General features: G+C 75.2%; 22 protein-coding genes. 9 read left to right on the top strand and 13 right to left on the bottom strand.

Going from position 1 to position 24,883, the window contains the following annotated elements:
* The coding region (locus ABZ193_RS37300) for a hypothetical protein (RefSeq protein WP_354713327.1) at nt 1–1,032 on the bottom strand (1,032 nt) is incomplete at its 3' end.
* A gap of 109 nt (nt 1,033–1,141) precedes the next feature.
* Between ABZ193_RS37300 and eccD the strand changes: the two genes are divergently transcribed.
* Both eccD and eccB read left to right on the top strand, forming a co-directional pair.
* Nucleotides 1,142–2,515: a type VII secretion integral membrane protein EccD gene (eccD, locus tag ABZ193_RS37295; RefSeq protein ID WP_354713326.1), complete on the top strand. Its 1,374-nt coding sequence runs from the start codon at nt 1,142–1,144 to the stop codon at nt 2,513–2,515.
* Nucleotides 2,516–2,518: 3 nt separating this feature from the next.
* Complete coding sequence (gene eccB / locus ABZ193_RS37290) at nt 2,519–3,913, top strand: type VII secretion protein EccB (RefSeq protein WP_354713324.1); 1,395 nt, start codon at nt 2,519–2,521, stop codon at nt 3,911–3,913.
* A gap of 880 nt (nt 3,914–4,793) precedes the next feature.
* On the opposite strand, the gene mycP is transcribed toward eccB, so the two are convergent.
* From mycP to ABZ193_RS37245, 9 genes are all read right to left on the bottom strand, one after another.
* The gene (gene mycP, locus ABZ193_RS37285; protein ID WP_354713322.1) at nt 4,794–6,062 is read right to left on the bottom strand and encodes a type VII secretion-associated serine protease mycosin; all 1,269 of its coding nucleotides are present in this window, start codon (nt 6,060–6,062) and stop codon (nt 4,794–4,796) included.
* Nucleotides 6,059–6,379 (bottom strand): hypothetical protein, encoded by a 321-nt coding sequence (locus ABZ193_RS37280; RefSeq protein WP_237334978.1) that lies wholly within the window; start codon nt 6,377–6,379, stop codon nt 6,059–6,061. Before ABZ193_RS37280 ends, mycP begins: the two co-directional genes overlap by 4 nt.
* On the bottom strand, nt 6,366–6,725 hold the full coding sequence (locus ABZ193_RS37275; protein WP_354713320.1) for a YbaB/EbfC family nucleoid-associated protein: 360 nt from the start codon (nt 6,723–6,725) through the stop codon (nt 6,366–6,368). The genes ABZ193_RS37280 and ABZ193_RS37275 overlap by 14 nt, the downstream gene beginning before the upstream one ends.
* The gene (locus ABZ193_RS37270; RefSeq protein WP_354713318.1) at nt 6,722–7,204 is read right to left on the bottom strand and encodes a hypothetical protein; all 483 of its coding nucleotides are present in this window, start codon (nt 7,202–7,204) and stop codon (nt 6,722–6,724) included. The genes ABZ193_RS37275 and ABZ193_RS37270 overlap by 4 nt, the downstream gene beginning before the upstream one ends.
* Before the next feature lie 19 nt (nt 7,205–7,223).
* Entirely contained in the window at nt 7,224–8,882 is a 1,659-nt protein-coding gene (locus tag ABZ193_RS37265) for a hypothetical protein (protein WP_354713316.1), read from the bottom strand.
* 135 nt (nt 8,883–9,017) lie between these two features.
* Nucleotides 9,018–10,478 (bottom strand): hypothetical protein, encoded by a 1,461-nt coding sequence (locus ABZ193_RS37260; protein ID WP_354713314.1) that lies wholly within the window; start codon nt 10,476–10,478, stop codon nt 9,018–9,020.
* 67 nt (nt 10,479–10,545) lie between these two features.
* The gene (locus tag ABZ193_RS37255; protein ID WP_157358854.1) at nt 10,546–10,836 is read right to left on the bottom strand and encodes a hypothetical protein; all 291 of its coding nucleotides are present in this window, start codon (nt 10,834–10,836) and stop codon (nt 10,546–10,548) included.
* 32 nt (nt 10,837–10,868) lie between these two features.
* Nucleotides 10,869–11,315, bottom strand: a complete 447-nt coding sequence (locus tag ABZ193_RS37250; RefSeq protein ID WP_354713312.1) for a WXG100 family type VII secretion target — start codon at nt 11,313–11,315, stop codon at nt 10,869–10,871.
* The gene (locus ABZ193_RS37245; RefSeq protein ID WP_354713310.1) at nt 11,312–11,713 is read right to left on the bottom strand and encodes a YbaB/EbfC family nucleoid-associated protein; all 402 of its coding nucleotides are present in this window, start codon (nt 11,711–11,713) and stop codon (nt 11,312–11,314) included. The genes ABZ193_RS37250 and ABZ193_RS37245 overlap by 4 nt, the downstream gene beginning before the upstream one ends.
* Nucleotides 11,714–11,831: 118 nt before the next feature.
* Between ABZ193_RS37245 and eccCa the strand changes: the two genes are divergently transcribed.
* The 4 genes from eccCa (at nt 11,832) to ABZ193_RS37225 (ending at nt 18,192) form a co-directional block, all read left to right on the top strand.
* Nucleotides 11,832–15,779: a type VII secretion protein EccCa gene (gene eccCa, locus ABZ193_RS37240; RefSeq protein WP_354713308.1), complete on the top strand. Its 3,948-nt coding sequence runs from the start codon at nt 11,832–11,834 to the stop codon at nt 15,777–15,779.
* 11 nt (nt 15,780–15,790) lie between these two features.
* Complete coding sequence (locus ABZ193_RS37235; protein WP_354713307.1) at nt 15,791–16,087, top strand: hypothetical protein; 297 nt, start codon at nt 15,791–15,793, stop codon at nt 16,085–16,087.
* Nucleotides 16,088–16,089: 2 nt separating this feature from the next.
* Nucleotides 16,090–17,265: a hypothetical protein gene (locus ABZ193_RS37230; protein WP_354713305.1), complete on the top strand. Its 1,176-nt coding sequence runs from the start codon at nt 16,090–16,092 to the stop codon at nt 17,263–17,265.
* Nucleotides 17,266–17,691: 426 nt separating this feature from the next.
* The gene (locus ABZ193_RS37225; RefSeq protein ID WP_354713303.1) at nt 17,692–18,192 is read left to right on the top strand and encodes a hypothetical protein; all 501 of its coding nucleotides are present in this window, start codon (nt 17,692–17,694) and stop codon (nt 18,190–18,192) included.
* Nucleotides 18,193–18,198: 6 nt separating this feature from the next.
* Here the strand turns inward: ABZ193_RS37225 and ABZ193_RS37220 are convergent, their stop codons facing one another.
* The gene (locus tag ABZ193_RS37220) at nt 18,199–19,119 is read right to left on the bottom strand and encodes a hypothetical protein (protein WP_354713301.1); all 921 of its coding nucleotides are present in this window, start codon (nt 19,117–19,119) and stop codon (nt 18,199–18,201) included.
* A gap of 68 nt (nt 19,120–19,187) precedes the next feature.
* On the bottom strand, nt 19,188–19,985 hold the full coding sequence (locus ABZ193_RS37215) for a hypothetical protein (RefSeq protein ID WP_027936651.1): 798 nt from the start codon (nt 19,983–19,985) through the stop codon (nt 19,188–19,190).
* A gap of 79 nt (nt 19,986–20,064) precedes the next feature.
* Here ABZ193_RS37215 and ABZ193_RS37210 point away from each other — a divergent pair, with 79 nt between their 5' ends.
* A complete protein-coding gene (locus tag ABZ193_RS37210; protein ID WP_237334966.1) occupies nt 20,065–21,462 on the top strand; it encodes an ATP-binding protein in 1,398 nt (465 codons plus the stop codon).
* Complete coding sequence (locus ABZ193_RS37205) at nt 21,459–23,417, top strand: VWA domain-containing protein (protein WP_354713299.1); 1,959 nt, start codon at nt 21,459–21,461, stop codon at nt 23,415–23,417. Before ABZ193_RS37210 ends, ABZ193_RS37205 begins: the two co-directional genes overlap by 4 nt.
* Before the next feature lie 267 nt (nt 23,418–23,684).
* On the opposite strand, the gene ABZ193_RS37200 is transcribed toward ABZ193_RS37205, so the two are convergent.
* Nucleotides 23,685–24,062 (bottom strand): hypothetical protein, encoded by a 378-nt coding sequence (locus ABZ193_RS37200; protein ID WP_354713297.1) that lies wholly within the window; start codon nt 24,060–24,062, stop codon nt 23,685–23,687.
* A gap of 78 nt (nt 24,063–24,140) precedes the next feature.
* On the opposite strand from ABZ193_RS37200, the gene ABZ193_RS37195 reads away from it, so the two are divergent.
* A complete protein-coding gene (locus ABZ193_RS37195) occupies nt 24,141–24,734 on the top strand; it encodes a helix-turn-helix domain-containing protein (RefSeq protein ID WP_354713295.1) in 594 nt (197 codons plus the stop codon).
* Nucleotides 24,735–24,883: the final 149 nt, after the last annotated feature.

The following is a 24,883-nucleotide window of genomic DNA, read 5'->3' as shown; positions in this document are numbered from 1 at the left end:
GGCGGCGGCGGGGCCGGCGGCGAGCATCTGGTGCAGCGCGTGGAGCGGGGCCGGCGGGGGGGGGGCGCCGCGGCCGGTCACGCGCACGCCGATCTGGGTGACCGGTCCCGCGCGCCAGCACCGCCGCTCCTCGGCGACCCGGTCCCGGCCGGGGCCGGTGTGGGTGAGCGCGGCGAGCGCCGCGCGCAGTTCCTGCTCGGTCAGGGCGACCGCGCCCAGGCCCGCGGCGCGGAGTTCGCGGTGCGTGCGGCGCACGGCGCCGGTCAGCGCGGTGAGCAGCTCGTCGTCGGTGGCCAGGCCGGGCTCGCGCACCGCGCGCACGGCGAGCCAGGCCCGGGTTTCGTCCGTCTGCCGAGGGCCGCGGTGCAGGACCAGCTGGAGCCGGATCACCGGTGCTTTCCCGGATCCCGAGACCAGCGCTCCGGAGAGCGTGAGCCGGGCGAACGCACCGGGATCACCGCCGGTCGGGCGCAGGACGGCGAGCAGTTCTTCCTCGCGGCTGATCACCCCGGCCGGCACGCCCGCGACTTCGGCGGTGCGGATCCGGGCTCCCGGCGCGAGGTGGCCGAGCAGGTCCCCGCCGCGTGCCACGCGACGGCGCCGCCGCAGCAGGCGCGCCCGGAGCAGCACCTCGTCGGACAGCCAGCGGCCGTCCGCGCGGCCCGCGGTCCAGACCAGCAGGATCGCCGCGGTGGTCAGCAGGCCCGCCGTCACCGGCCAGGGGCGGCCGATCGCGATCAGGCCCAGCACCAGCGCGAGCTGCCAGCAGACGATCCGCAGCGCGGGCAGCTCGGGCGTGTGCCGCTGCTCCGGGGTCTCCTCGGGCGGCTCGGCGAGGTGTCCGATGTGGACCGGCGCGGGCTGGGCCGGGGTCGTGGGCTGTGCCACGGGGCGTGGCGGCGCGGTCCTGGCAGGGGTCGCGGTGGTGGTGACGGCTTGGGCGGCGACGGTCGCGACCGGCCGCCCGGCGGTCTGCGGTGCGGCCGCGGCGCTGGGCCGCGGGGGCTGGTGCGTGGTCGTCGCCGGGAGCATGCCGATCACCTTGCCGGTCCGAACATGAGGATCCGATGACAACCAGCGCGGTGGCCGGTACCTGCCGGAACGGTTCCCGCCGCGGGCCCGCGGGCCCATCGTGGGGGCCATGACGACGACGAACCTCGTCCGGGTGACCATCGACGCGCCCGGACGGCGGATCGACCTCGCCGTGCCCGAGCGGTCGCCGGTGGGGGAGATCCTGCCGGGACTGCTGCGCCGGGCCGGCGAAAGCCTGCACGACGACGGGGTGGCCGGCGGGGGCTGGCTGCTCCGCCGCGGTGACGGCACCGTGCTCGAACCCGGCCGGACGCCGGCCGCGTACGGAATCCGCGACGGCGAGGTCCTGCACCTGGTGTCCCGGAGCCTGCACTGGCCGGAGCTGTCCTACGACGACCTCGCCGACACCATCGCCAAGGGAGCCGGGCACACCGGGCGCCTGTGGGGGCCGGTGCACACCCGCGCGGCGGGCCTGCTGACCGGGGCGTTCGCCGTCCTGCTCGCGCTGGCCGCCGTGCTGCGGGCCGGGCCGCCGTGGGGGACGGCGGCGTGGGCCGCGCTCGGATTCGGCGTCGTCCTGCTCGCCGCGGGCGCCGCGCTGGCCAGGGCGTTCGGCGACGCCGGGGCGGGCGCCGTGGTGGCCGCCCTCGCGATGCCGTTCGCCTTCGCCGGGGGAGCGCTGGTGCTCGCGGCCGGGCCGCAACCTGCCGGGCTGGGCGCGCCGCAGGTGCTCAGCGGCTGTTCAGCGCTGCTGATCGCCGCGGTGCTGGGGCAGCTCGCCGTGGTGGAACACGCCGAGGTGTTCGTCGCCGGTCTCACCGCGAGCGTCGTGGGGGCGCTCGCGTCGTGGCCGGCGACCACGGACGCGGTGGACGGCGCGGACGGCGCGGCGGTGGCGGCCGTGGCGGTGCTGCTGTTGTCGCCGCTGTCCGGGCCGCTGGCGATCCGCCTCGGCCGGGTGCCGATGCCGGTGCTCCCGCGCACCACCGCGGACCTGGTGCGCGACGACCCGCAACCGCCCAGGAAGGCGGTCTACGCCGCGGTGGTGCGCGCCGACCAGCTGCTGACCGGGATGATCGCCGGGGCGGCGACGGTCACCGTGCTGTGCCTGTGCGTCGTCGCGCGGGCGGGCGGCACCGCGGTCGTCGTGCTGCTGTCCGTGCTGTCAGTGGGGTTCTGCCTGCGCGCCCGGCTCTACCCGGCCCTGCGGCACCGGGCGCCGCTGTTGCTGGCGGGCGTGGCCGCCGCGGGCGCGCTCGCACTCGGCCCCGGCGCGCGGCTCCCGTTCGCCGTCACCGCGCCGGTGCTGATCGTGGTGGGCGGGCTGGCCGTGCTGGCGGGGCTCAGCCACAGCAAGGGGCTGCCCAGCCCGTTCCTCGGCCGCTACGCCGAGCTGCTCGAGGTGGCGGTCGTGCTCGCCTGCGTGCCCGTGCTGTGCGCGGTGCTCGGGGTGTACGGGCTGGTCCGCGGACTGGGCGGGTGAGCGGTGGCGTCCAAACGCGACCTGCTGCAGGCGCACCAGTTCCTCGCGCAGCGGGCCATTTCCGCGCTGGTGACGCGGGAGCCCGATCCGGAGCAGCCGCCGTTCCGCCGTCCGGGCGGGGCCGCGATCGGCAGCATCGTGCTGGGGGTGCTGGCCCTCGTCGCGGTCGGCGTGTACGGGCTGGTCAACCCCGGCGGGAACACGACGTGGCGGGACCGGCCCGCGGTGATCGTGGCGAAGGAGACCGGGGCGCGGTACGTGTACCTCGACGGCGTGCTGCACCCGGTGACGAACTACGCGTCGGCGCTGCTGGCGCTCGGTGAGCGCGCCGAGACGGTGTCGGTGTCGCGCGATTCGCTCGCGGGTGTGCCGCGGGGTGCGGAGATCGGGATCCCCGGCGCGCCCGACTCGCTGCCGGACCCCGGGCAGCTGCTGACCGGTGGCTGGAGCCTGTGCTCACGGCCGGTGCCCGGCCCGGACGGCTCCACTGTGGACGAGTCGGTGCTGCTGGTCGGGGCCGGGGCGCCCGGGGGAGCGCCGGCGGAGGCGGTGCTCGCCGAGGTGCCGGCCAGCGGCGACCAGTACCTGATCGCCGGGGGCCACCGGCACCGGATCCGGCAGGCCGACACGGTGACGGTGGGGTTGGCGCTGCAGTCGGTGCCGAGGATCCGGACGGCCATGGCGGTGGTCGACGTGCTGCCCGCGGGGGAGCCGATCGCGCCGGTCCGGCCGGCCGGGCTGGGCGGTCCGTCGTCGGCGGTGCAGGGGCGGGCGGACATCCGCGCCGGGCAGCTGCTCGTCCTGGACACCGCGGGCAACCGGGAGCACTACCTCGCCGAGGCGGACCGGTTGCGGCCGATTTCGCCGCTGCAGTACGACATCCAGCGGGCCGACCCGGCGACGCGGCAGGCCTACGGGGGCGGCCAGCCGGTGGGTGTCCCGCTGGGACCGGCCGAAGCCGCGGAGGCCCGCATCGCACCGGCCGCGGACGCGGTCCCGGGAGCGGCGCCCCGGCAGCGCCCGGAGTTCGCGGCGGGCGACACGATCTGCGCGACGTACGAGCCCGGGGCCGCGGCGCCGGTGGTGCACGTCGGCCCGCGGATGCCCGCCACCGCCGCGATGGCGACGCCGGGCCGGACCGTGCTCGGGATGCCACTGGCCGACCGGGTGTACGTCGAGCCCGGGCGGGCGGCACTGGTGGAGGCGATGCCGAGCGCGGGCGCGTACGCCGGGACGGTGCTGCTGGTGACCGACCAGGGGCGGGCGCACCCACTGGCCGACCGGAAGGTGCTGGGGGTGCTCGGGTATGGCGAGGTCGCGCCGGTGCGCTTGCCGGCGGGGATGGTCAGCCGGGTGCCGTTGGGGAGCGCTCTGGACCCGGCGGCCGTGCTCGGTTGAGCAGGGAGGTTCGGCCGGGCAGAGCGGTTGTGCCTGCCGGTGGGGGCGTGCTGGCTGGGAGGAGAGAGCGAAGCACGGCTGGCGCGCGGGCGCGCAAGCTGGGGCGGTGCTGGGGGTGCTCGGCTACGGCGAGGTCGTGCCGGTGCGCCTGCCGGCGGGGATGGTCAGCCGGGTGCCGCTGGGGAGTGCTCTGGACCCGGCTGCTGTGTTCGGTTGAGCAGGGAGGTTCGGCCGGGCAGAGCGGTTGTGCCTGCCGGTGGGGCGTGCTGGCCGGGAGGAGAGAGCGAAGCCCGGCTGGCGCGCGGGCGCGCAAGCTGGAGCGGTGCTGGGGGTGCTCGGCTACGGCGAAGTCGCGCCGGTGCGCCTGCCGGCTGGGATGGTCAGCCGGGTGCCGCTGGGGAGCGCTCTGGACCCGGCGGCTGTGCTCGGTTGAGCAGGGAGGTTCGGCCGGGCAGAGCGGTTGTGCCTGCCGGTGGGGGCGTGCTGGTCGGGAGGAGAGAGCGAAGCACGGCTGGCGCGCGGGCGCGCAAGCTGGAGCGGTGCTGGGGGTGCTCGGGTATGGCGAGGCCGCGCCGGTGCGCCTGCCGGCTGGGATGGTCAGCCGGGTGCCGTTGGGGAGCGCTCTGGACCCGGCGGCTGTGTTCGGTTGAGCACAGCGAAGCCCCGCCGGAAAGACCGGCGGGGCTTCGGCTGGCCGACATCGGACGCGGGCGCGCACGCGCCTGCCCGTGGGAGCCGTGCTCGGCCAGAAGCGCCGAGCGAAGCCCGGCCGGGCTTCGCTGCTCTCCTACCGGAAAGAGCTTCTGGGCCGGGCCGCTTCGCGGCGGCTCGGCCGGGTGCCGCGCCCAGCCGCGCAACCCGGCCGCGCGGGTCGCGGTATTCAGCGGTCCGCGGGTGGCGGCGGCACCAGGAACATCTCCTCCGGCAGTTCGTCCCGCACCGGCTCGGCCGGGGGCAGTTCCGCTCGCCGCGCGCGCCAACCGGTGCGGCGTCCGCGGGTCAGCACCAGCGCCACCACCGCACCGAGCACCGCCGCCGCGAGAGTCAGCACCGCCAGCAGCCGCGCGCCGGACGTGCGGCCCGCCCACCAGGCGGACACCCGCACCTGCTCCGGGTCCGGCGAAGGGCGTTGCAGCACTGGCGCCGCGGCCGGGGGCGCGTCCACGAGCGCTGCCGTCAGCGCCCGGTACGGGTTCACCATCCCGGCCCCGTACGCCGCCCCGCCGGGGGACGGCGTCGCCGTCGCCAAGAGCCGCGCGGCCACCTCGGGCGCGGACAGGTCCGGTCGCGCCGACCGCACCAGCGCCGCGGTCGCGGTCACGAACGGCGCGGCGAAACTGGTCCCGTCGCGGTACTGGTGCCCCGCCACCCGCGCCGCGCACAGCACGCTTCCGCCGGGCGCCACCAGGTCCACCTGCGGCCCGATCTGCGAGCTCGGCAACCGCGCCCCGGCCATGTCCACCGCGCCGACCCCGAGCACGCCGTCGTACCCGGCCGGGTACGTCACCGGGCCCGGCGCCGGCCCCTCCTGGCCGTTGCCCGCGGCCGCCACCACGACCACGTCCCGCTCCACCGCGTGCCGGATCGCGTCGCGCACGAAGTGGTCATCCGCGCCGCCCGCGACGGACAGGTTGATCACGTCGGCGCCGGCGTCGACGGCGAACCAGATCCCCCTGGCGAGCACCTCCGGGTCGATCCCCTCGGTGCCGCCGTCGCTTTCGCTGATCCGCACCGGCAGGATCGTCGCGTCCGGCGCCAGCCCGGTGAACCCGGCGCCCGCGACCGGCGCGGCCGCGATGATGCTGGCCACCCCGGTGCCGTGCGAGACGCAGTCGAAGCCGCCGGGCAGGTCGCCGACGAGGAAGAAGTCCTGCCCTCGCAGCACCTTCCCGGGTTGCCGCAGCTGCGGGTGGTCGGCGTCCACCCCGGAGTCCACGACGGCGACCACCACCCCGGCGCCGGTGGCGTGCTCGTGCACGGCCGGGAAGTCCAGCGTCTTCTGCGCCCACGGCAGCTCGGTGACGACCGGGCTCGCCGGGGCGGGCTCGCTGCCGCACGCGCCCGGCGGGGGTGCGGCCGCGGCGGCTCCCGGACAGACGACGACGGCCGCCGCGAGCGCGGCGGCCGTCCCCAGGTGAACCGCTCTCATGACGTGCCGGTCAGCCGCCGCACCGCGCCGGTGCCCTGGTTCTCGGCCGCGAGGTAGTCGGCGACACAGCCCATCGCGTCGTCGCAGAGCCGGGCGTAGCTGCCTGGAATCGCGTCGGCCCTGGCGGTGAGCTTCTCCGCGATCGGCAGGTACTTCTCCAGGAACGCCTGGGCGAGCACGTCGCTGCCGAACCGTCCCTGCGCCGCCTGGATCGCCTGCTTGTGGTTCGCCCACGCCGATCCGAAGTCCTCCCCGGCGGCGCGCAACCGGTTGATGCTGCGGGTCACGGCATCGGGGTCCATGTCATAGCCGGTCATCGCCACACTCCTCGATCTTCTTGTCCAGCTGGGTGATGAAGGGATCGGTGTGCACGTCGGTGTGCTCGTACTTCGCCCCCGGCGGCAGGTAGCGGCGGACGATCTCGAACAGCTGCCGCCGCGACTGCTCGACCGCGTCCCGCACGGTGTCCACAATGGAAGCGCCGAGCGCCTTCGCGTCGGCCGCCCGGTAGATCCGCGGGTCCAGGTGCAGCTCCCGCAGCTCGCCCCGCCCGGCCACCGTGACGCTGACCAGACCGTCCGGGGAGTCCGCGGTCACCTCGATGGCCGCGATGCGGGTGCGCGTCTCCAGCAGCTCCGCGCGCAGTCGTGCGTGGTCTGTCATGGGATCTCCTCGTCCTCCTGGCTGGTGCCCGGCCGGATGGAGCCGAGGAACCGGCGGAAGTCCTCCGCGAGTTCCCCGGCCCCGGTCGTGGCCATCACGAACCGCAGCACGGCGCGTTTGCCGTGGTCGTCGACGTCGTGCAGCGCGAGGAACGCCTGGCACTGCACGACCTCCGCCGCGCCCGGTGCGCGGACGCGCAGGACCTGCGCGAGCCCTGGCGAGCCGGCCGCGCCGACTTCCGCCCGGCGCAGCACCTCGACGACGGCGCCGGACTCGCGCAGGTCACGCACCGACTCGGCGGCGATCTCGGGCAGGCTCGCGCCGTCCGGCCGGAACCCGCCGGCGGCGGCGATGACCGCGGCCGGTTCGGACCGCACGCAGGCCACCGTCCCCAGTGGACAGCCGGTCTCCGACGGCCCGGGGGCCCGCCACCCGGGCGGAACGGCGAACCCGACGGGGAACGGCATGCTCGTGAACACGGTGGGGCTCCTCGATGCGCTAGTAGAAGGTGGGGGAGGGGATCGCGGGGCCGGGGTTGCGGAATCCATCGGCGATCGCCGATCCCAGATCGGCGAGCGTCCGGCCCGCCCGCTCCGGATCGATGACGATGTGCCCCTCCACCTTCCCGCCGATCCCGAGCGCGGCGCCGATCTTGCCGCCGATCACCCAGTCGCCGTCCTTGTTCTCGCCGAAGGTGACGCCACCCTCGATCCCGAGCCCGAGGATCCCCTCGGCCCGGCCGCTCGCGCCGATCCCGCCGTACTCGGCGATCCCGCCGACACCCGCGCGCGCCCCGATCGAACCGCCGGCCTCCCCGCCGAAGAACCGCGACCCGACATCGAGTTTCGCCTTGCCCTCCAGGCCCACCGAGGCGTTGACGTCACCCAGCGCGGTGACGTCGCCGACGGTGCCGCGCGCGACCAGTGACGCTCCGGCTCCCCACGCGGCCTTGCCTTCGAACCGGCCCGCCTTCGGGGTCGGGGTGTCCAGGTACTCGGTGTACCACCCGCCCTGGTCCGGCAACTGGTCGCTGCGCCACGCCGTGGCGTCGGCCGTGACCTGGACGGGCACGTCCCGGCCGGCGAGTTCCAGCCGGCGCTGCCCGGAATCGAGCTGGATGGACGCGTCCCGCACCGCGTCGTAGTTCACGGTCGCCGACGGATCGGTCAGCTTGCTGCGCTGGGCGTGGTCGCCGGTCTTGTTCGCCCCGGACAAGCGCTCGCGCCATCCGGCCTTCCCCTCCGCGACGGTGGTTTCCAGCCGGTGCGCGCGCTCCACCGGTCCCCGTTCGTACTGGACCGGCGTGACGTGCCAGCCCTGGTCCCGGAGGGCTTGGCCGACCTGCTCCGTCGGCTCGCGCAGCGCCCCGAACGCCTGCTCGGTGCCGCGCATGAACCGCTCGCCGGCCTGGCGCATCAGTTCCACGCCCTGGTCGATTACCTCCCGGTCGCGGGTGATCGCGTCGCGGGCAACGCGGTTCTGAGTGGCGTCGCTCTCCGGCGGCGGCAGGGTCGCGCCCGCCAGCTCGTAGACCGGGTTGTCCTGGTCGACCGCGCTCACCCGCGTCTCGCGGACGCCGTCGTGGATGCGCGCGCCTTCGTCGAGGTACCGGCCGAGTTCGTCCATGCCGTCGCCGAGCGCGGCGACGTCGGCTGCCTGGGCGTTCACCTGCTCGGTGTGCCGTTGCCCTGCCGGATCTCGCCACTGGCCATCGCCGGCCGCGCGGGCGGTGTTCTCGGCGGTGCCCCGCAGGTCCTCCCCGGCCCGCGCGGCCCGGTCGCGCGCCTCGCCCAGCGCGCCGGTGTCGGCGTCGGACAGCGGATTCTCCCCGAAGACGCGCTTGCCGAGTTCGCCGCCGGGAGAATCACCCGGAGCGGAGTTGTCGTTGCGGGCCGGTGCCTGCCGGCGCGGCTCGCTCCGGGGTTCTTCCTGGCCGGAGGTTTGGGCCGATGCGGGCTCGGCCCGTTCCGCCGGTGCGTCCTTGGCTGGTTCCGCCGACGCGGGCTCGGACGATGCCGGTTCAGACGAGGCGGGTTCGGACGAGGCCGGCCCGGCCGGTTCCGCGGGGGCGGGCTCGGCCGCGGGTGCGGCCTCGGCGGGTTTCGCCGGTGCGGCCTCGGCCGGTGCGCTGCCGCCGTTTCCTGATGACTCGGGCACCTCTGCACTCCCCTGAAGCGTCGCCGGTCTGTCCGGAGTCTCGGTGTTTTCAGTGTCGCGGCGGCGGGAGGGGCACAGTGGACGGTGACCTGTTCCGGCCACGCGGCGGCCTGGCGGGACAGCGACCCGGGACGGTCACGGCGGGAAGTCCTCGGCACCGCCGCTGGGCACGAGGCCGGTGTGGTCCTGGTTGAACACGACCAGTTTCCCGCCGCGGATGGCCTGCTCGATCACGGCCCGGACGTCGGCGTCGGTGGCCTGCGGTCCCAGCTCCGTCGCGATCCGGCGGCCGATCTCGTTGTTGTAGAGGTCCATCGCCTCCTGCCGTTCCGCGAACAGCGGGGGCTGCCCGTCGACCGGGTCGTCGGGCCGGCGCTCGTGCGCGGTGCCGACCTGCTCGGCCGAATTCTCGCCGAACTCCCTGGCCATCAGCGCGTTCCAGTAGGCGTGGCGGAACGCGTCGCGATGGTTGTCGCCGGTGCCCTCGCGGCCGCCCGCCGGTCCGGAGCCGTCCGGATCCGGGAAGCTCTGCTCGCCCGCGGCGGTGGCGTCCTCCGAGATCTCCCAGTGGCGCCAGGAGTTGGCCGGGTTCACCCTCATCGGGTCGATCATCGGCAGGCCCCTGGGGTCCCGCAGGGCGCTCGCCAGCACCTCGCTGGGCACCACCTGCTTGCCCATGACCTCGATCGTCTCCTCGTCCCCGGTCTGGTAGTCGCGCAGCAGCTCCTCGTCCGTGGGCGGCGTGGGAAGGTTCGCGACGAGGCCGTCGCGGCCCGCCTGGTCGAGCACGCGCTGTGCGTGGTCGAGGTCCCCGGCGGCGTCCGGCCCAGCGCCGCCGGGTTGCGGCGCCGGGTGACCGGGGTCCGGAGTCTCCGGCGGTTGCTCCGCTCCGGCGAGGCGGACGTTCGCCCAGTCCGCGTCCACCTGCCGTTGGGTTGCGGTGCGCACCCGCAGGTTCGCCTCACGCGCGGTCTGCTTGACCCGCTCGGTGGTGAGGTCGGCCTCCGGGCCGGGGCCCATCGTCGCGTGGGCGAGGCGCGCGTCGTTGTCCGCCTGCAGCGCCTCGGCCTCCATCTGGGACCGGGCGCGTGTGTAGGCCTCCCGCGTCTTGTCCAACGTGGCGGACACGGTCTGCGCGTCCTGAGCGACCTCATCGGTCTCCAGGACGGCGGACTCGGTGCGATCGGACATGGCGGCGCCGCTGCCGTCCGGCCACGCGCCGGGCAGCTCCCGCGTCGCGCCCCGGGCTTCCTCGCCGGTCTGCCGGGCCCGCTCGGCGACGGGCTCCCACCCCTCGTGCGCGGCTTGCACCGGGCCCGGATCCGGCGGCGGCACGTCCGCGAGGACCTCTCCCGCGACCCCACCGGTCTCCGCACCGTCCGCAGTGGACCCGTCCGCACCGCCGCCGCCGTCACGGTGCCCGGCGGCCGGTGTGCTCTCGGCCTTCGAGGTGTTCTCGGCTTTCGAGTTGTTCTGGGCCTTCGATGTGTCCTCGGCCGCCTGCTTGCCCGATGCCGGTTCGGCGGACGGCGGCGCGCTCGCGGGGGCGTCGCTCTGCGGCGCGGTCGCGGTGCCGCCGGACGTTGCCTCAGCCATGTCAAGCTCCTCCGGACGACGGATGTCCCGGTGCGCCGGGTGCGCACCGGGACACCACAGTCGTGACTCAGGCGCCCAGCCGGGCGCACGAGCGCTGCACCGCGCCCATGTTCTCCTGGTTGCAGGTCTGGACACCCTGGTTCATCGCCTGCAGCAGTTCCTGGCCCGCGGCCATCACCTGCTGGCAGGCCCGGCTGATCTCGGCGAACTGCCCGCCCGCCGAGTCGAGCCAGTCGCTCTCGCCCATCCCGGAGGCCTGGCGCCAGGAATCGATGGACTGCTGCACGCCCTGCACGCAGCCGTTCATACTCGCCGACAGGCCGTCCAGCGCACCGAACATCGCGAGTTTACGGGTCACGAGTCAACTCCTTTCCGTTGTGTGGTGCCCGGTCAGAGGGCGCGGAGCACCCCGGCGAACGCGTACGTCTGGCCGGAGCCGACACCGCCACCCGAGGTGCCACCGAAGCCGGACCCCAGGCCACCGGACCCGAACCCGGACCCGAACCCGGAGCCCCCGAAGCCGGACCCGCTGTCGGCGCCGTTGAAGCACCGCGCGCCCTGCTGGTCGACGTCCATGTAGTCGTTGACGGCGAACTGGGTGTCCTCACCCAGCTTCTGCAGCTTCTCGCAGAGGTTGCGGATCGCCGCGTCCCACTTCTTGTGCGCCACGAGCAGCGACTGGGACTGATCCATGCTCCACTGCGCGGGAATGACGGAGTTCACCTCCCCGTCGAGCTTCCCGCGCTGCGATTCGATCTCCTGCACCACCACGGCCGCCATCTGCACCACCCTGGTGAGGGTTTCGGTGTTGGCGTCCATCAGACCGTTACCGGTCACTGGATTCTCCTTCCGTTTCCGCGGCTTTCGCCGCCCCCGACGCTAAGCCGGGCGCGGCCGCCGGAGGACGGGCGCGGCACGTTCCTGCCAGCCGCGCCGGGCGGCAGGTATTCCCGGGTGATCTCGGCGATCTGCTCGCGGCTGTCGTCCACGGCGTCCCGGATGGTGTCCAGGATGGACGCGGCCAGTGCCGTCGAATCGGGCGAGCGGTACAGGCGCGGATCGATGCGCAGCCCGGTCAGCTCGCCCCGGCCGGCGACCGTCGCGCTGATCAGGCCGTCCGGCGACTCGGCGGTGGCGGTGACGTCGGCGACCCTGGACCGGATCTCCAGCAGGTCGTCACGCAGCCGCCGGTAACCGGCGCGGCGGGCCTCGTGGTCGATGCTCGGCAGCTCCATGGAGCCAGGATCGTGCGCACCGGACGCCGGCGGCACGACGCGGCACGTTCCTGCCACCACCGTCCTCATCGGAGCGGTTCAGGCGAGGATCGGTGTCCGGGCAGAGAGGGGAGTCGCGATGGGGACCGTCGTGGTGCGCAGGCCGGTTCGCCGTCCCGCGCCGGAGCAGCCGTCGGGTGAGCTGATCCTCGACCCGCCGCCGGAGATCCCGCGCCCCGCGGGCAGGCAGTGGACGCAGGTGCTGATGGTGATCCCGATGATCGCGATGATGGCGGCGATGATGCTGCTGTTCACCGGCAGCTTCGGGCGCGGCTCCGGCGTGCTGCGGCTGGTCGTGTTCGGGCTGTTCGGCGTCGGGGTGCTGGGCATGATCGCGGTGTCGCTGCTCAACTCCGCCGGGCCGGGAAAGCGGGAGATGGCCCAGGAACGCCGCGCCTACCTGCGTCACCTCGGGCAGCACCGGCTGCGGCTGACCCGCGCGATCCACCAGCAGCGCCAGGCGATGGTGTACCTGCACCCGGAACCGGAGTCCCTGCTGACCCTCGTCGGCAGCCACCGCCTGTGGGAACGGCGCCCGCTGGACGCGGACTTCGGCGTCGCCCGGATCGGCACCGGCCCGCAGCGCCCGGCGCTGACCCTCGTGCCTCCGGAGGCCAAGCCGCTGGAGCAGCTGGAGCCGCTGTCCGCGCTCGCGCTGCGCCGCTTCCTCACCACCTACACCGCCGTGCCCGGCCTGCCGCTCGCCATGGCCGTCAACGGGTTCAGCCGCATCCACGTCACCGGCGACCACGCGCGGGGCGCGGCGCTGGCGCGGGCGGTGCTCGTGCAGCTGGCGTCCCTGCACTCGCCCGACGACCTGCGCATCGCCGCCTGCCCCGCGCACACCGCGCAGGAGGCGTGGGACTGGCTCAAGTGGCTGCCGCACGCCCTGCACCCCGAGCGGACCGACGCGGCCGGCCCGCTGCGGCTCGTGGCCACCTCGATCGTGTCGATCGAGGCGATGGTCGACGACCTGCTCGGGGAGCGGAAGCGGTTCGACCCCGCCTTCGACAACCGCGAGGCGCTGCCGCACCTGGTGGTGGTGCTCGACGGCGGGTCCACCGCGGGTTCGGACGAGCTGATGGCCGACGGCGGCCTGGACGGCGTCACGCTCGTCGACCTGCGCACCCCGCCGCCGCGCGCCCTCGACCCGGCGACGATCGTCCTGCACGTCGCCGCCGACGGCGCGCTGACGGGCGAGACGATCGACGGCACGGTCGAGCTCGGGCACGCCGACGCCCTCGACATCCCGGCCGCGGAGGCGATCGCGCGGCAGCTCGCGCCGCTGCGGGCCAGCGCGGGCGGGCGCGGTGAGCAGCCCCTGAGCACCGACCTCGACCTCGCCGAGCTGCTCGACATCGGCGACCCGCGCACGTTCGACCCGGCCGCGACCTGGGTGCAGCGCCCGACCCGGGACCGGCTGCGGATCCGCTTCGGCGTCGCCACCGACGGCACCCCGGTCGAGCTGGACCTCAAGGAGCCCGCCCAGGACGGCATGGGGCCGCACGGCCTGCTGATCGGCGCGACCGGCTCCGGCAAGAGCGAGCTCCTGCGCACCATCGTCCTCGCGCTGGCGGTCGCCCACCCGCCCAGCTCGCTGAACTTCGCGCTCGTCGACTTCAAGGGCGGCGCCACCTTCGCCACGCTCGACGAGCTCCCGCACACCAGCGCGGTCATCACCAACCTCGCCGACGAGCTGCACCTGGTGGACCGGATGACCGACGCGATCAACGGCGAGCTGCTGCGGCGGCAGGAGCTGCTGCGCGCGGCGGGGAACTTCGCCTCGCTGCGCGAGTACGAGCGCGCCCGCGCCACCGGCGCGCCGCTGCCCGAGGTGCCGACCCTGCTGGTGATCTGCGACGAGTTCAGCGAGCTGCTGTCTGCCAAACCCGACTTCATCGACATGTTCGTCCAGATCGGACGGGTCGGCCGGTCGCTCGGGGTGCACCTGCTGCTCGCCAGCCAGCGGCTGGAGGAGGGCCGCCTGCGCGGCCTGGAAACCCACCTGTCGTACCGGATCGGGCTGCGCACCTTCTCCGAGGTGGAGAGTCGGACGGTCCTCGGCGTCGGCGACGCGGTCAAACTGCCGCGCGCGCCCGGGCACGGATTCCTCAAGTGCGACGACGAAGCCATGGTCCGGTTCCGCTCGGCCTACGTCTCCGGCGCGCACCGCGTGCGCGACGGGGGCGCGGCCGAGCGCGGCGGCGACGACGTGCCCGAGTTGCTGGAGTACTCCACCCGGTACCTGGCGCCCGCGCTGCCCGCCGAGGCCCCGGGGGAGGCCGCCGAGGAGGACGACGCGGTCGGCGAAAGCGTGCTGGACATCCTCGTCGAACGGATGCGCGGCCGCGGCACCCCGGCCCACCAGGTGTGGCTGCCGCCGCTGGCCGAGTCGCCCACGCTGGACGCGTTGCTGCCCGCACTCGAGCACCGCGACGGCCGCGGGTTCGGCGCGCACCAGGGGCCGGCCGGCGCGCTGCGTGCCGTCATCGGGATCACCGACCGCCCGCTGGAGCAGCGCCGGGACCCGCTGGTGCTCGACCTGTCCGGCGCGGCGGGGCACGTGCTGGTGGTCGGCGGGCCGCGGTCGGGCAAGAGCACCGCGCTGCGCACGATCATCACCAGCCTCGCCCTCACCCACACCCCGCGCGAAGTGCAGTTCTACTGCCTGGACTTCGGCGGCGGGACGCTGTCGTCGATCCGCGGCCTGCCGCACGTCGGCGGTGTCGCGGGCAGGCAGAACCCCGGCGCGGTCCGGCGCACGATCGCCGAACTGCGGACCCTCATCGCACGGCGGGAGCGCGCCTTCGCCGACGGGGAGATCGACGGCATGGCGGCCTACCGGCGGCGGGGGAGCGCGGACCCGTGGGGCGACGTGTTCCTCGTCGTGGACGGGTGGTCCACGCTGCGCGGCGAGTTCGAGGACCTCGAGGCGGCGGTGACCGACATCGCCGCGCGCGGGCTCTCCTACGGCGTCCACGTGATCGTCTCCGCCGCCCGGATGTTCGACCTGCGCATGAACATCCGCGACCTGTTCGGCAGCAGGCTGGAGCTGCGCATCGGCGATCCGGTGGACAGCATGGTGGACCGGGCCTCGGCCATCAAGGTCCCGGAGGGCGCGCCGGGTCGCGGCGTCACGACGAGCAGGCACCAGATGCTGATCGCCCTGCCGCGCATCGACGGCGACGACGATCCGGCCGATCTCGGCAGCGGCGTGCGTGCCCTGGTCGAGGCGGTGGCCGCCGGATGGGCCGGCCCGCCCGCGCCGCCCGTGCGGCTGCTGCCCGCGCAACTGCCCTACGCGCAGCTCGCCGGCGAGCACGACGCGGCGTCGCACCGGCTGGCCGTGGGCATCGCCGAGGACGACTTCGGCACGGTGCACCTGGACTTCGGCGCCGACCCCCACGTCGTGCTGCTCGGCGACACCGAGGCGGGCAAGACGACGTTCCTGCGCGCGGTCGCCCGCGCGATCACCGACGCCTACGAACCCGCCCGGGCGCGGCTGATCGTCGTCGACCACCGGCGCGGGCTGCTGGGCGACGTCACGACCGAGCACCTCATCGGCTACGGCAGCGACCGGGAGACGACCACGCAGCTGATGCGGCAGGTGGCCGACGAGATGCGGGTGCGGCTGCCCGGGCCCGACGTGACCCCGGACCAGCTGCGGGACCGCGGCTGGTGGCGCGGGCCCGAGCTGTTCGTCCTCGTCGACGACTACGACCTGACCGTGAGCCAGACCGACAACCCGTTCCTGCCGCTGCTGGACCTGCTGCCGCAGGGCCGCGACATCGGCCTGCACCTGGTGCTGGCGCGCCGCACCGGGGGCGCGAGCCGGGCGCTGTTCGAACCGCTGCTGTCCCGGCTGCGCGACGTCGGGTCGCCCGGGCTGCTGATGTCCGGCGACAAGGACGAGGGGCCGCTGCTCGGCGGGCTGAAACCGGAACTGCTGCCGCCCGGCCGGGCGTGGCTGACCGGGCGGCGGCACGCGCCGCGGCTCGTGCAGCTCGCGTGGCTCGCGAAGGACTGAACGGAGGAGCCATGTGCGAAACGCTGGACGGCGACCCGGACGCGATGCGCGAGTTCGCCTCGCGGATCGAGCCGCCCACCGCGGTCGCGGAGCCGCCCGGATCGGAGCCGTGCGCCGGTGGCATGCAGGCGTGCGGCACGTTCGCCGCCGCCGACGCGGTCGCCACCCTCGCGCTCGCGGAGTTCCTGGCCGAAACCCGGGACGCCATCACGGCCCTGCGGGAGGCGGCGGCCGCCGCGGCCGCGGATTACCAGGCCGGTGACGACGCCGGGGCGCGTGCTTTCGCGTTCCTGCCGGGGGAGGAGTGATCGTGGACTACGACAGGCTGCCCGCGATGGTGCAGTTCGCGCTCGCCGACGTCGAGGCCCACAGCCACCTCGAGCGGGTCGAGCAGGCCGCGCGGATGTGGCGGACGGTCGCCGGCGAGCTGAGGGACCTCTCCGCGGCGCTGGGCCGCGAACTGGACCGGCTGCGTCCGGAGTGGACGGACGCCACCGGGGCGGACTTCGCCGCGCGTGCCGAGCGTCGTCGTGCCGCGATCGAGGAGGCGCTCGACCGGATCACGGCCGCCCGGCCGTGGGCCGCGCTCGACGACCTCGCCGCCCAGCTCGTGCTGACCCGAGGCAAGGTGGCAGGCACGGTCGAGCGGGGCACCGAGGCGAGCCACACCGAAGCGGCCGGTCATCTCGACGAGCTCGACCGGTACTTCCTCGCCGCCGCCGAGGCGGTCCTGGCCGCGGTGGGCGGTGCCTCTGCCGGTGCCGCGCCGGTGTTCGTGCTCACCGGCGACCTCGCGCCCGGTCTCACGCCGGGCCTCGTGCCGGGTTCGTCGCTGCCGCCCGGGAGCGTGTCCATGCCGGGACTGGTCGCGGTCCCGTCCGGCGCCGGGTGGCCGGGCGCGAAGTCCGGCCCGCGGACCGGGGTGGGTGGTGCCCGTCCCGGAGCAGCCACGAGCCGCGCGGCGTCCGGCCGTCGTGCCGCGGCGGGGGCCGGTCCTCGCGCCGCGGCGGGGTCTGGTCTGCCGCCGCGGATCGAGCGGGCCGCCCACCCCGTCCCGCTGGCCGCGGCGCCGCAGGTCCCGCAGGCGCCGCAGCCGCCCGACCTGGCGGCCGGGGCGAAACCGGGATCACCGGGCACGGGCGGGGCGATGGTGCCGCCCATGATGATGCCGCCGATGGTTCCGGGCACCACCGCGTCGACGACGGGCCGCCGGTCCAGGGTCTCCCCGGCAGGAGAGGAGCGGCGCACCCGGGCCGGCCAGGCGACGCCGGGTGTCCCGGCACGGCTGCGTGGCCGGTCGGCTGTCGCCGATCCCACCGCCGCGGGCTACCGGCCGGTGGCGATGTCGGCGAAGACGGCCGCGCCCGCGGAGCCGGAGACGCTCGACCGCGAGGTGTGGCAGGTCGCGAACCCGGGCGCGGTGTCGCCGCTCAAACCGGAGGCACCCGAGCCCGAACCCCGGCGGATCCGACGCCCGCGGGCGTGACCGTCCTTTCCGCGCCGCGGCGGGAACGTGACAGTGGCGGGCAACGCGGGTGCGGTTTCGCTGCTCGAACCGCAGCCTGAACCGCGGCGGATTCCGCACCCGCCGAGGTGACCGTCCACCGCTCAAACCGAAGCCTCAACCGCGGCGGATCCGGTACCCGCGAGCGTGACCGTCCATTCCGGATCGCGGCGCGAGCGGGACAACGGCGGGCGACCCCGGGCGCGGTGTCGCTCAAACCGGAGCCCAACCCCCGGCGGATCCGGCGCCCGCGCGCTTGACGGTCCTTTCCGCGCCGCGGCGGGAACGTGACAGTGGCGGGCAACGCGGGTGCGGTGTCGGTGCTCAAGCGTGACCGTCCACTCCGGACCACGGCAGGAACCGGACAAGGGCACCCGACCCGGCCGCGATCCCCGTTACCAATGGACCATGCGCAAGCACGTCTTCGCCCTCACGGCACTGTCCCTGGTCCTCGCCGGCTGCGGCACCGCCGCCCCGGTCGCGCAGCAGCCCCCGCCGTCCACCACGCCGGCCCCACCGACCACGGCCCCGGCCACCACCGTCCCACCGACCACCTCGACCTCCGCGGAGCCGACCACCACGACCGCGAACCCGAACCCGCCCGCCCCGCCGAGCTCGAGGGTGCGGGACTGCTTCGACGGCGACTGCACCCTGCTGCTGTCCAAGCCCACCACCATCCCGCTGGACGCCGCGCGGTTCCACTACGCCTCGATGCGCGTCACCGCGATCAGCGCGGAGGGCCTCACCTTCAGCGTCACCTACCCCCAGGGCGGCGGCGCGCAGTCCAGCATCGGCCCCGGCCTCGGCGGCGCGAGCTTCGGCTTCCGCGGGTCCCCGTCGATCGAGGTCGGTCTCACCACGGTCGACGGCAAGCCCGCGCTGGTGCTCCAGCCGGGACCGGTCACCTGAACCCCGTCAGGAAGCGCTTTCCGCGAGCAGGTCGATCGCGGTCGCGGTGACGCTCAGCAGCGACGGCCGCAGCTCGGGCGCCTGCTGCCCGGCCGCCCGCACCTCCTGGGCGAGCCGGTCGGCGTCCGGGGTGCCGGACCGCGTGATCCACAGGTCGTCCGGGCAGAGGATCGCCACCGTCAGCTCGTCCCAGCCGTGGATGCCGGACATCCGCTCGTGGAAGTCGGGCAGCATGACCGCGCCGGCCGCGCCGAAGCCGTCCGGGCGGTGCATCCGGATCAGGCGCCCGGTCTCGGTGACGGCCTCCTCCAGGACCAGGCCGTCCTTGACCGAGTCCAGCGCGGCCGTGACGATCCCGGTGAAGTCCGCCTCCCCGTCGAGGTGGTTGTTGAGCACGTGCCGCATCCCGACCGTGCCGTGCGGCGTCAGCGCGGTGTAGGCGAACGTGGCGAACAGGTCGCGCCCGGCCACCGGCAGCCACGGCATCGTCTGCCGCACCACGTCGCTGCCGCCGAGGGAACCGCTGCGCAGCACCGGCAGCAGCTCGCCGCCCGCCTGCTTCTCCCTGGCGCGACGGGCTTCCGCCGCCAGCTCCTCGGCCTCCTCGGCGCGCAGGATCTCGTCGAGCACCTGCTGCGCCTTCGCCAGCGCGCCGTCCCAGCCTGCCGGTTCCGGCCGCTCGAAGATGAACTGCAGCCCGGCGTCGGCGAAGGTCTCGTCGAGGAACCTGCGGTCCGCGGCGGAGGGCTCCCAGTAGGCGGCGATGCGGGTGACCCGGGCGGCTTCGGCGCCGTGCTCGGCCACGACGCGCTGCCAGGCGCGCCGGTAGCCGTCCTCGTCCCGCGCGCCGACCGGCTCGGTGAAGAACTCGTCGGCCGAACCGAGCGTGAACGAGATCGGGTTGGTGGTGGGGTCACCGAGATCCACGGAAGATGTCTCCTGCCGCTACGACGATGTGTGCGGATCAAGGAAACACCACGCTGTCAAGCCGCCGATCAGGGCTGCCGGTCACCCTGTTCGGTGAGTTGCCGGACCGCTTCGTTGATCGCGGCGTGCCGGGCCGTGCGGACCGCCGTGCGCAGCGGGCGCAGTGCGTCGGCGCGGCGCACCGCGGCCGACGACGACAGCGCGCCGCCCGGCTCGTCGATCTCCGCGATCGCCAGGATCGCGCCCACCTCGTCGGCCCGCTGCAGCACCCGCAGCGCCCGCCCCGGAGTTCCGGCAGGCCAGTTCAGGTGCGGCCGCGCCCGCAGCTTCGCCGCCAGCTCGGCCCGCACCCCCGGCCGGTCCCGCGCGACGTCCAGCGCCTGCAGCGCGCCCGCGGAATCGCGGATCGCGTCGGTCAGGCCGTGCTCCGCCTCGCTCAGCGCCACGTAGTCCGGGCTCAGCGGCACCGCGACCTTGTGCACCGACCAGCGCACCAGCCCCTCCGCGATCGGCACCGGCACCAGCCCGAACCCCAGCCCGGGCAGCAGCACGGCCTCACCCGCCCGCATCGCGGCCTCGGTGAACGGCCCGCCGCCGCCGAGACCACGCGGGTCGCCGGGCGCGGGCAGCACCAGCCGGGCCGGGCCGGCGCCGTGCGCGCGCAACGCGGCGAGCAGCTGGACGGGCGTGCCGGGGAAGTCGCCGGCGAGCGGGAGGTCGAGCGTCACCGCGGCTTCGGCGTCCGCGGCCACCACCTCGTGGGCCTCGCCCCACGCCAGGAGCGCGTCGAGGACGTCGTCGGACGCGGCGGCGCCGGACAGCCACGCCGAGGCCCACACGGTGAGGGTCGCACTGGGACAGCACACGGCGATCCAGAATACGGCACCCGGACGCTGGAGTTGCTCCACGTCGACGACACCGCGGGACGTGCGTAGCGTCGTAGTCGTGACACCCGCACCCGAGAACCTCCCGCGCACCGCGGGGGAGCTGCGCGCCGCCGGGCACCTGCCGCGCAGCATCAAGACCGAGATCCACGACAACCTCCTCGCCGCGCTGCGCGAGGGCCGGAACCCGTGGCCGGGGATCGTCGGGTTCGACCGGACGGTGCTGCCCCAGTTCGAACGCGCCCTGCTGGCCGGGCACGACGTCGTGCTGCTCGGCGAGCGCGGCCAGGGCAAGACGCGCCTGCTGCGCACCCTGGCCGGCCTGCTCGACGAGTGGACCCCGGTGATCGAGGGCTCCGAGCTGGCCGAGCACCCGCTGGAGCCGATCACCCCGGCCTCGCGGCGGCGCGCCGCCGAACTGGGCGACGACCTGCCGGTGACCTGGCTGCACCGCGATCAGCGCTACACCGAGAAGCTGGCCACGCCGGACACCTCGGTCGGCGACCTGATCGGCGACGTCGACCCGGTGAAGGTGGCCGAGGGCCGCAGCCTCGGCGACCCGGAGACCATCCACTTCGGACTCGTGCCGCGCGCGCACCGCGGCATCGTGGCCATCAACGAGCTGCCCGACCTCGCCGAGCGCATCCAGGTCGCGCTGCTCAACGTGATGGAGGAGCGCGACATCCAGATCCGCGGCTACACGCTGCGGCTGCCGCTGGACGTGCTGCTCGTCGCCACCGCCAACCCCGAGGACTACACCAACCGCGGCCGGATCATCACCCCGCTCAAGGACCGCTTCGGCGCCGAGATCCGCACCCACTACCCGCTGACCGTCGCCGCCGAGGTGGACGTGGTGCGCCAGGAGGCGAACCTGGTCGCCGAGGTCGGCGAGCCGCTGCTGGAGGTGCTGGCCCGGTTCGTGCGCAACCTGCGCGAGTCGACCGTGGTCGACCAGCGGTCCGGCGTCTCCGCCCGGTTCGCGGTCGCGGCGGCGGAAACCGTCGCGGCGGCGGCGCTGCGCCGGGCCGCGCTGACCGGCGAGCACCCGGCCGTGGCGCGCCCGGTGGACCTGGAGGCCGTGCCCGCCGTGCTGCGCGGCAAGATCGAGTTCGAGCCGGGCGAGGAGGGCCGCGAGACCGAGCACCTGGTGCACCTGCTGCGCCGCGCGGTGGCCGAGACCGCCCGCGAGCGCTTCGGCGGGCTCAACCTGCGCCCGCTGGTCGAGGCGGTGTCCAACGGGCACCTGGTCGCCACCGGCGAGCGCGTGCCGGGCGCGGACCTGCTCGCCGCGCTGCCCGAGCTGCCGGTGCTGCACGAGGTCGCCGAGCGCGCCGGGGTGTCGGCCACCGACGAGCCGGGACGCATCGCGGCGGCCGTCGAGCTGGCGCTGGAGTCGCTGTACCTGGCGCGGCAGCTGGCCAAGGACTCCGACGACGCGACCACGGTGTACGGGCCGTGAGCACCGCACCCGAGGGCTGGTCCTACGGGCCGTGGCACGAGGGCCCCGACCCGCTCGCCCCGCCGATCGACCTGCGCGAGGCGCTCGACGAGATCGGCCGCGAGGTCATGGACGGCGCGTCGCCGCGGTCGGCGCTGGAGGAGCTGCTGCGCCGCGGCACCCGCAACACGCGCGGGCTCGACGAGATGACCCGCCGCGTGTGGCAGCGCCGCGCCGAGATCCAGCGGCGGCACCGCCTCGACGGCACGCTGCAGGAGGTGCGGCGCCTGCTCGACGAGGCGCTGGACGCGGAGAAGCGGGCGCTGTTCCCCGACCCGTCCGACGACGCCCGCTTCGCCGAGGCGCAGCTCGACGCGCTGCCGCCGGGCACGGCCGCCGCGGTGCGCGAGCTGTCGGAGTACCCGTGGCGGTCCGAGGAGGGCCGGGAGAAGTACGAGCAGATCCGCGACCTGCTCGGCCGGGAGATGCTCGACGCGCGGTTCGAGGGCATGAAGCAGGCGCTGCAGAGCACCAGCCAGGAGGACGTCGAGCGCGTCCACCAGATGCTGGCCGACCTGAACGCCCTGCTCGACGCGCATGCCCGCGGCGTGGACGACATCGACGAGCGGTTCGACGAGTTCATGCGCCGCCACGGCGAGTTCTTCCCGGAGAACCCGCGCGACGTGGACGAGTTGATCGACGCGCTGGCCGCGCGGGCGGCCGCCGCGCAGCGGATGCTGAACTCGATGTCGGCCGAGCAGCGGGCCGAGCTGGCCGAGCTTGCGCAGCAGGCGTTCGGCGACCCGCGCATCGGGCAGCAGCTGGCCGGCCTGGACGCGCGGCTGCAGGCGATGCGGCCGGGGGAGGACTGGACGTCCTCGGCGCGGTTCCGCGGCCAGGACCCGCTGGGGCTGGGCGAGGGCGCGCAGGCGATGGCCGACCTGGCCGAGCTGGACGCGCTGGCCGAGCAGCTGGCCCAGTCCTACCCCGGCGCCCGCCTGGAGGACATCGACCTGGAGGCGCTGGAACGCCAGCTCGGGCCGGACGCCGGGGTCGACGCGCGGCGGCTGTCCGAGCTGGAGCGGGAGCTGCGGTCGCAGGGCCTGTTCGAACGCGCGCCGGACGGCTCGCTGCGGCTGACCCCGAAGGCGTTGCGGCGCCTGGGGGAGACCGCGCTGTCGGACATCGTGCACTCGCTGCGCGGCAAGACCGGCGAGCGGCAGACGGAGTCGGCGGGCGCGGCTGGTGAGCCGACCGGGGCGAGCCGGCCGTGGCAGTTCGGCGACCGGGAACCGTGGGAGGTGTCCCGCACGGTGCGCAACGCGGTGCTGCGGACGGCCTCGACGGGCGGCGGCGCGGTGCGGCTGGACGTGTCCGACGTGGAGGTGGTGGAAACCGAGCTGCGGTCGCGAGCCGCGGTGGCGCTGCTGGTGGACACGTCGTGGTCGATGGTGTCGGAGGGGCGCTGGCTGCCGATGAAGCGCACCGCGCTGGCGCTGCACCAGCTCATCTCCACCCGCTTCCGCAACGACGCGCTGCAGCTGATCACCTTCGGCCGGTACGCGGCGGCGGTGGAGCTGCCGGAGCTGGTCGGGCTGGAGGGGGTGTGGGAGCAGGGCACCAACGCGCACCACGCGCTGCTGCTGGCCGGGCGGCACCTGCGGCGGCACCCGGACGCCCAGCCGGTGGTGCTGATGGTGACCGACGGGGAGCCGACCGCCCACCTGGAACCGGACGGCACCGCGGAGTTCGACTACCCGCCCCAGCCCCGCACCCTGGTCAAGACGCTGTCCGAAGTGGACCGCCTGGCGAAGATGGGCGCCTCGGTGTCGGTGTTCCGCCTCGGCGACGACCCGCGGCTGGCGGCGTTCGTGGACCTGATCGCGCGGCGGTCGGGCGGGCGCGTCGTGGCGCCCGAGGTGGACGGCCTGGGAGCCGCGGTGATCAGCGACTACCTCCGCACCCGGCGGCGATAGCGGCCGGCCGTCGGCAGCCCGTCTGGCGGTGATGCGCCGATCGCACCGGCCCCACCGCCTGCGGGCGGCGCGGCTTGGCGCGGCGATTGCCGCTGCGCCGGGAGGATTTCGGCTGCACGGGGCCCGCGGCGGCTGCCGCGCCCCGCGGGGGGTAGCGCACTCCGGTCCGCCGCACCAGGAGGCGGCAGGCCGGTGCCCGCCGCCCGCGGCGCGGCGATGTGCCGTCTCCCGCCTGCCCCGCCGCCCGTGGGGTCGCGATCGCCCCCGCTAGCGGAGCCCGATCCGCATGCCCGGGCGGCGGCGGTGCACGGTCAGGTACGACAGGCCCTCCGGGCCCGCCTCGATCGCCCTGGCCTGCCCGTGCGCCAGCCACATCAGCGAGCCGGGGCCGACGTCGAGCGTCTCCTCGCCGGTGGTCAGCTTCCCGGCGCCGGTCACGACCACCAGCAGCAGGTCGAGGTCGGGCTCGGCGTGCGTGCCGATGCGTTCGCCCGCGGGCAGGTGCACGAGGTTCGCGTCGAGCTGGCGGCCCTCCTCGCGCAGCCGCCACAGGATCCCCGGCGCGCCGTCGCCCGCCGCGGCGATCTCCTGGAGGTTCGCCGGGAGGGTCTCGCTCGGGCCGTGCCGGTGTGCCGTGGTGCGCAATCCAACCCCGCCCTGTTAGTACGAAAAATCCTTGGATAAATTCAGGCCCAGGATAACCCGCGCGCAGGGGAGGCCACGATGACGCACCAGGTGTCGGGACGCCGTGCCGAAGTGCTGCGCGCGATCCGGGAGACGGGCCCGGTGGGCGTGGCCGAACTGGCCGGGCGGCTCGGGCTGCACCCGAACAGCGTGCGCTTCCACCTGGACCAGCTGGTGGCCGACAGGCTGGTCGAGCGGGCGCCGGGCCACGCGCGCGGCCCGGGACGGCCCGCGGCCGAGTACCGGGTGCCGCCGGTGGCGGCGCGGGGCCGGGACCGGCGCTACGAGGTGCTGGCGGAGATCCTGCTGACGGGCGGACCCGGCGACCCGGAGACGGCGGGCGCCGCGTGGGGCCGCCGCCTCAACGCGCGTCCGGAGACGCCCGCGCAGGTGGTGCGCATTCTCGACGAGCTGGGCTTCGAGCCCGAGCAGGCCGCCGACCCGCACCGGATCCGCCTGCGGCACTGCCCGTTCCTGGAGCTGGCGTCCCGCCACCGCGACGCGGTGTGCTCGGTGCACCTGGGCATGCTGAACGGCGCCCTCGCGGACGGCCCCCTCCGCGCGAGCCGCCTGCTGCCCTTCGCCGACCCGGACGCGTGCGTGGTGGAGCTGGAGACGGCGGCCGATGCCTGAGCCGACGCGCGAGCGTACCGCCGACCCCAGCCCCCGCGCCCAGCCGGGGCAGTGGATGGCTGGTGGGTTCGGTGGCCGAACCACCTGGCCGGCGCCGAACCGACGCTCGCGCCGCTCCGAACGCTGCCGCGGCGTGGGACGGCCGGTGG

Source organism: Amycolatopsis sp. NPDC006125 (genome assembly GCF_040614195.1).
GTDB classification, from domain to species: Bacteria; Actinomycetota; Actinomycetes; order Mycobacteriales; family Pseudonocardiaceae; genus Amycolatopsis_E; species Amycolatopsis_E tucumanensis.
This window is presented reverse-complemented; position numbering and strand designations above follow the sequence as displayed.

Coding starts and splice junctions, on each gene's coding strand:
- eccD (WP_354713326.1), top strand. CDS start 1,142: ATGACGACGACGAACCTCGTCCGGGTGACCATCGACGCGCCCGGACGG.
- mycP (WP_354713322.1), bottom strand. CDS start 6,062: ATGAGAGCGGTTCACCTGGGGACGGCCGCCGCGCTCGCGGCGGCCGTC.
- ABZ193_RS37280 (WP_237334978.1), bottom strand. CDS start 6,379: ATGACCGGCTATGACATGGACCCCGATGCCGTGACCCGCAGCATCAAC.
- ABZ193_RS37275 (WP_354713320.1), bottom strand. CDS start 6,725: ATGACAGACCACGCACGACTGCGCGCGGAGCTGCTGGAGACGCGCACC.
- ABZ193_RS37260 (WP_354713314.1), bottom strand. CDS start 10,478: ATGGCTGAGGCAACGTCCGGCGGCACCGCGACCGCGCCGCAGAGCGAC.
- ABZ193_RS37245 (WP_354713310.1), bottom strand. CDS start 11,713: ATGGAGCTGCCGAGCATCGACCACGAGGCCCGCCGCGCCGGTTACCGG.
- eccCa (WP_354713308.1), top strand. CDS start 11,832: ATGGGGACCGTCGTGGTGCGCAGGCCGGTTCGCCGTCCCGCGCCGGAG.
- ABZ193_RS37235 (WP_354713307.1), top strand. CDS start 15,791: ATGTGCGAAACGCTGGACGGCGACCCGGACGCGATGCGCGAGTTCGCC.
- ABZ193_RS37225 (WP_354713303.1), top strand. CDS start 17,692: ATGCGCAAGCACGTCTTCGCCCTCACGGCACTGTCCCTGGTCCTCGCC.
- ABZ193_RS37195 (WP_354713295.1), top strand. CDS start 24,141: ATGACGCACCAGGTGTCGGGACGCCGTGCCGAAGTGCTGCGCGCGATC.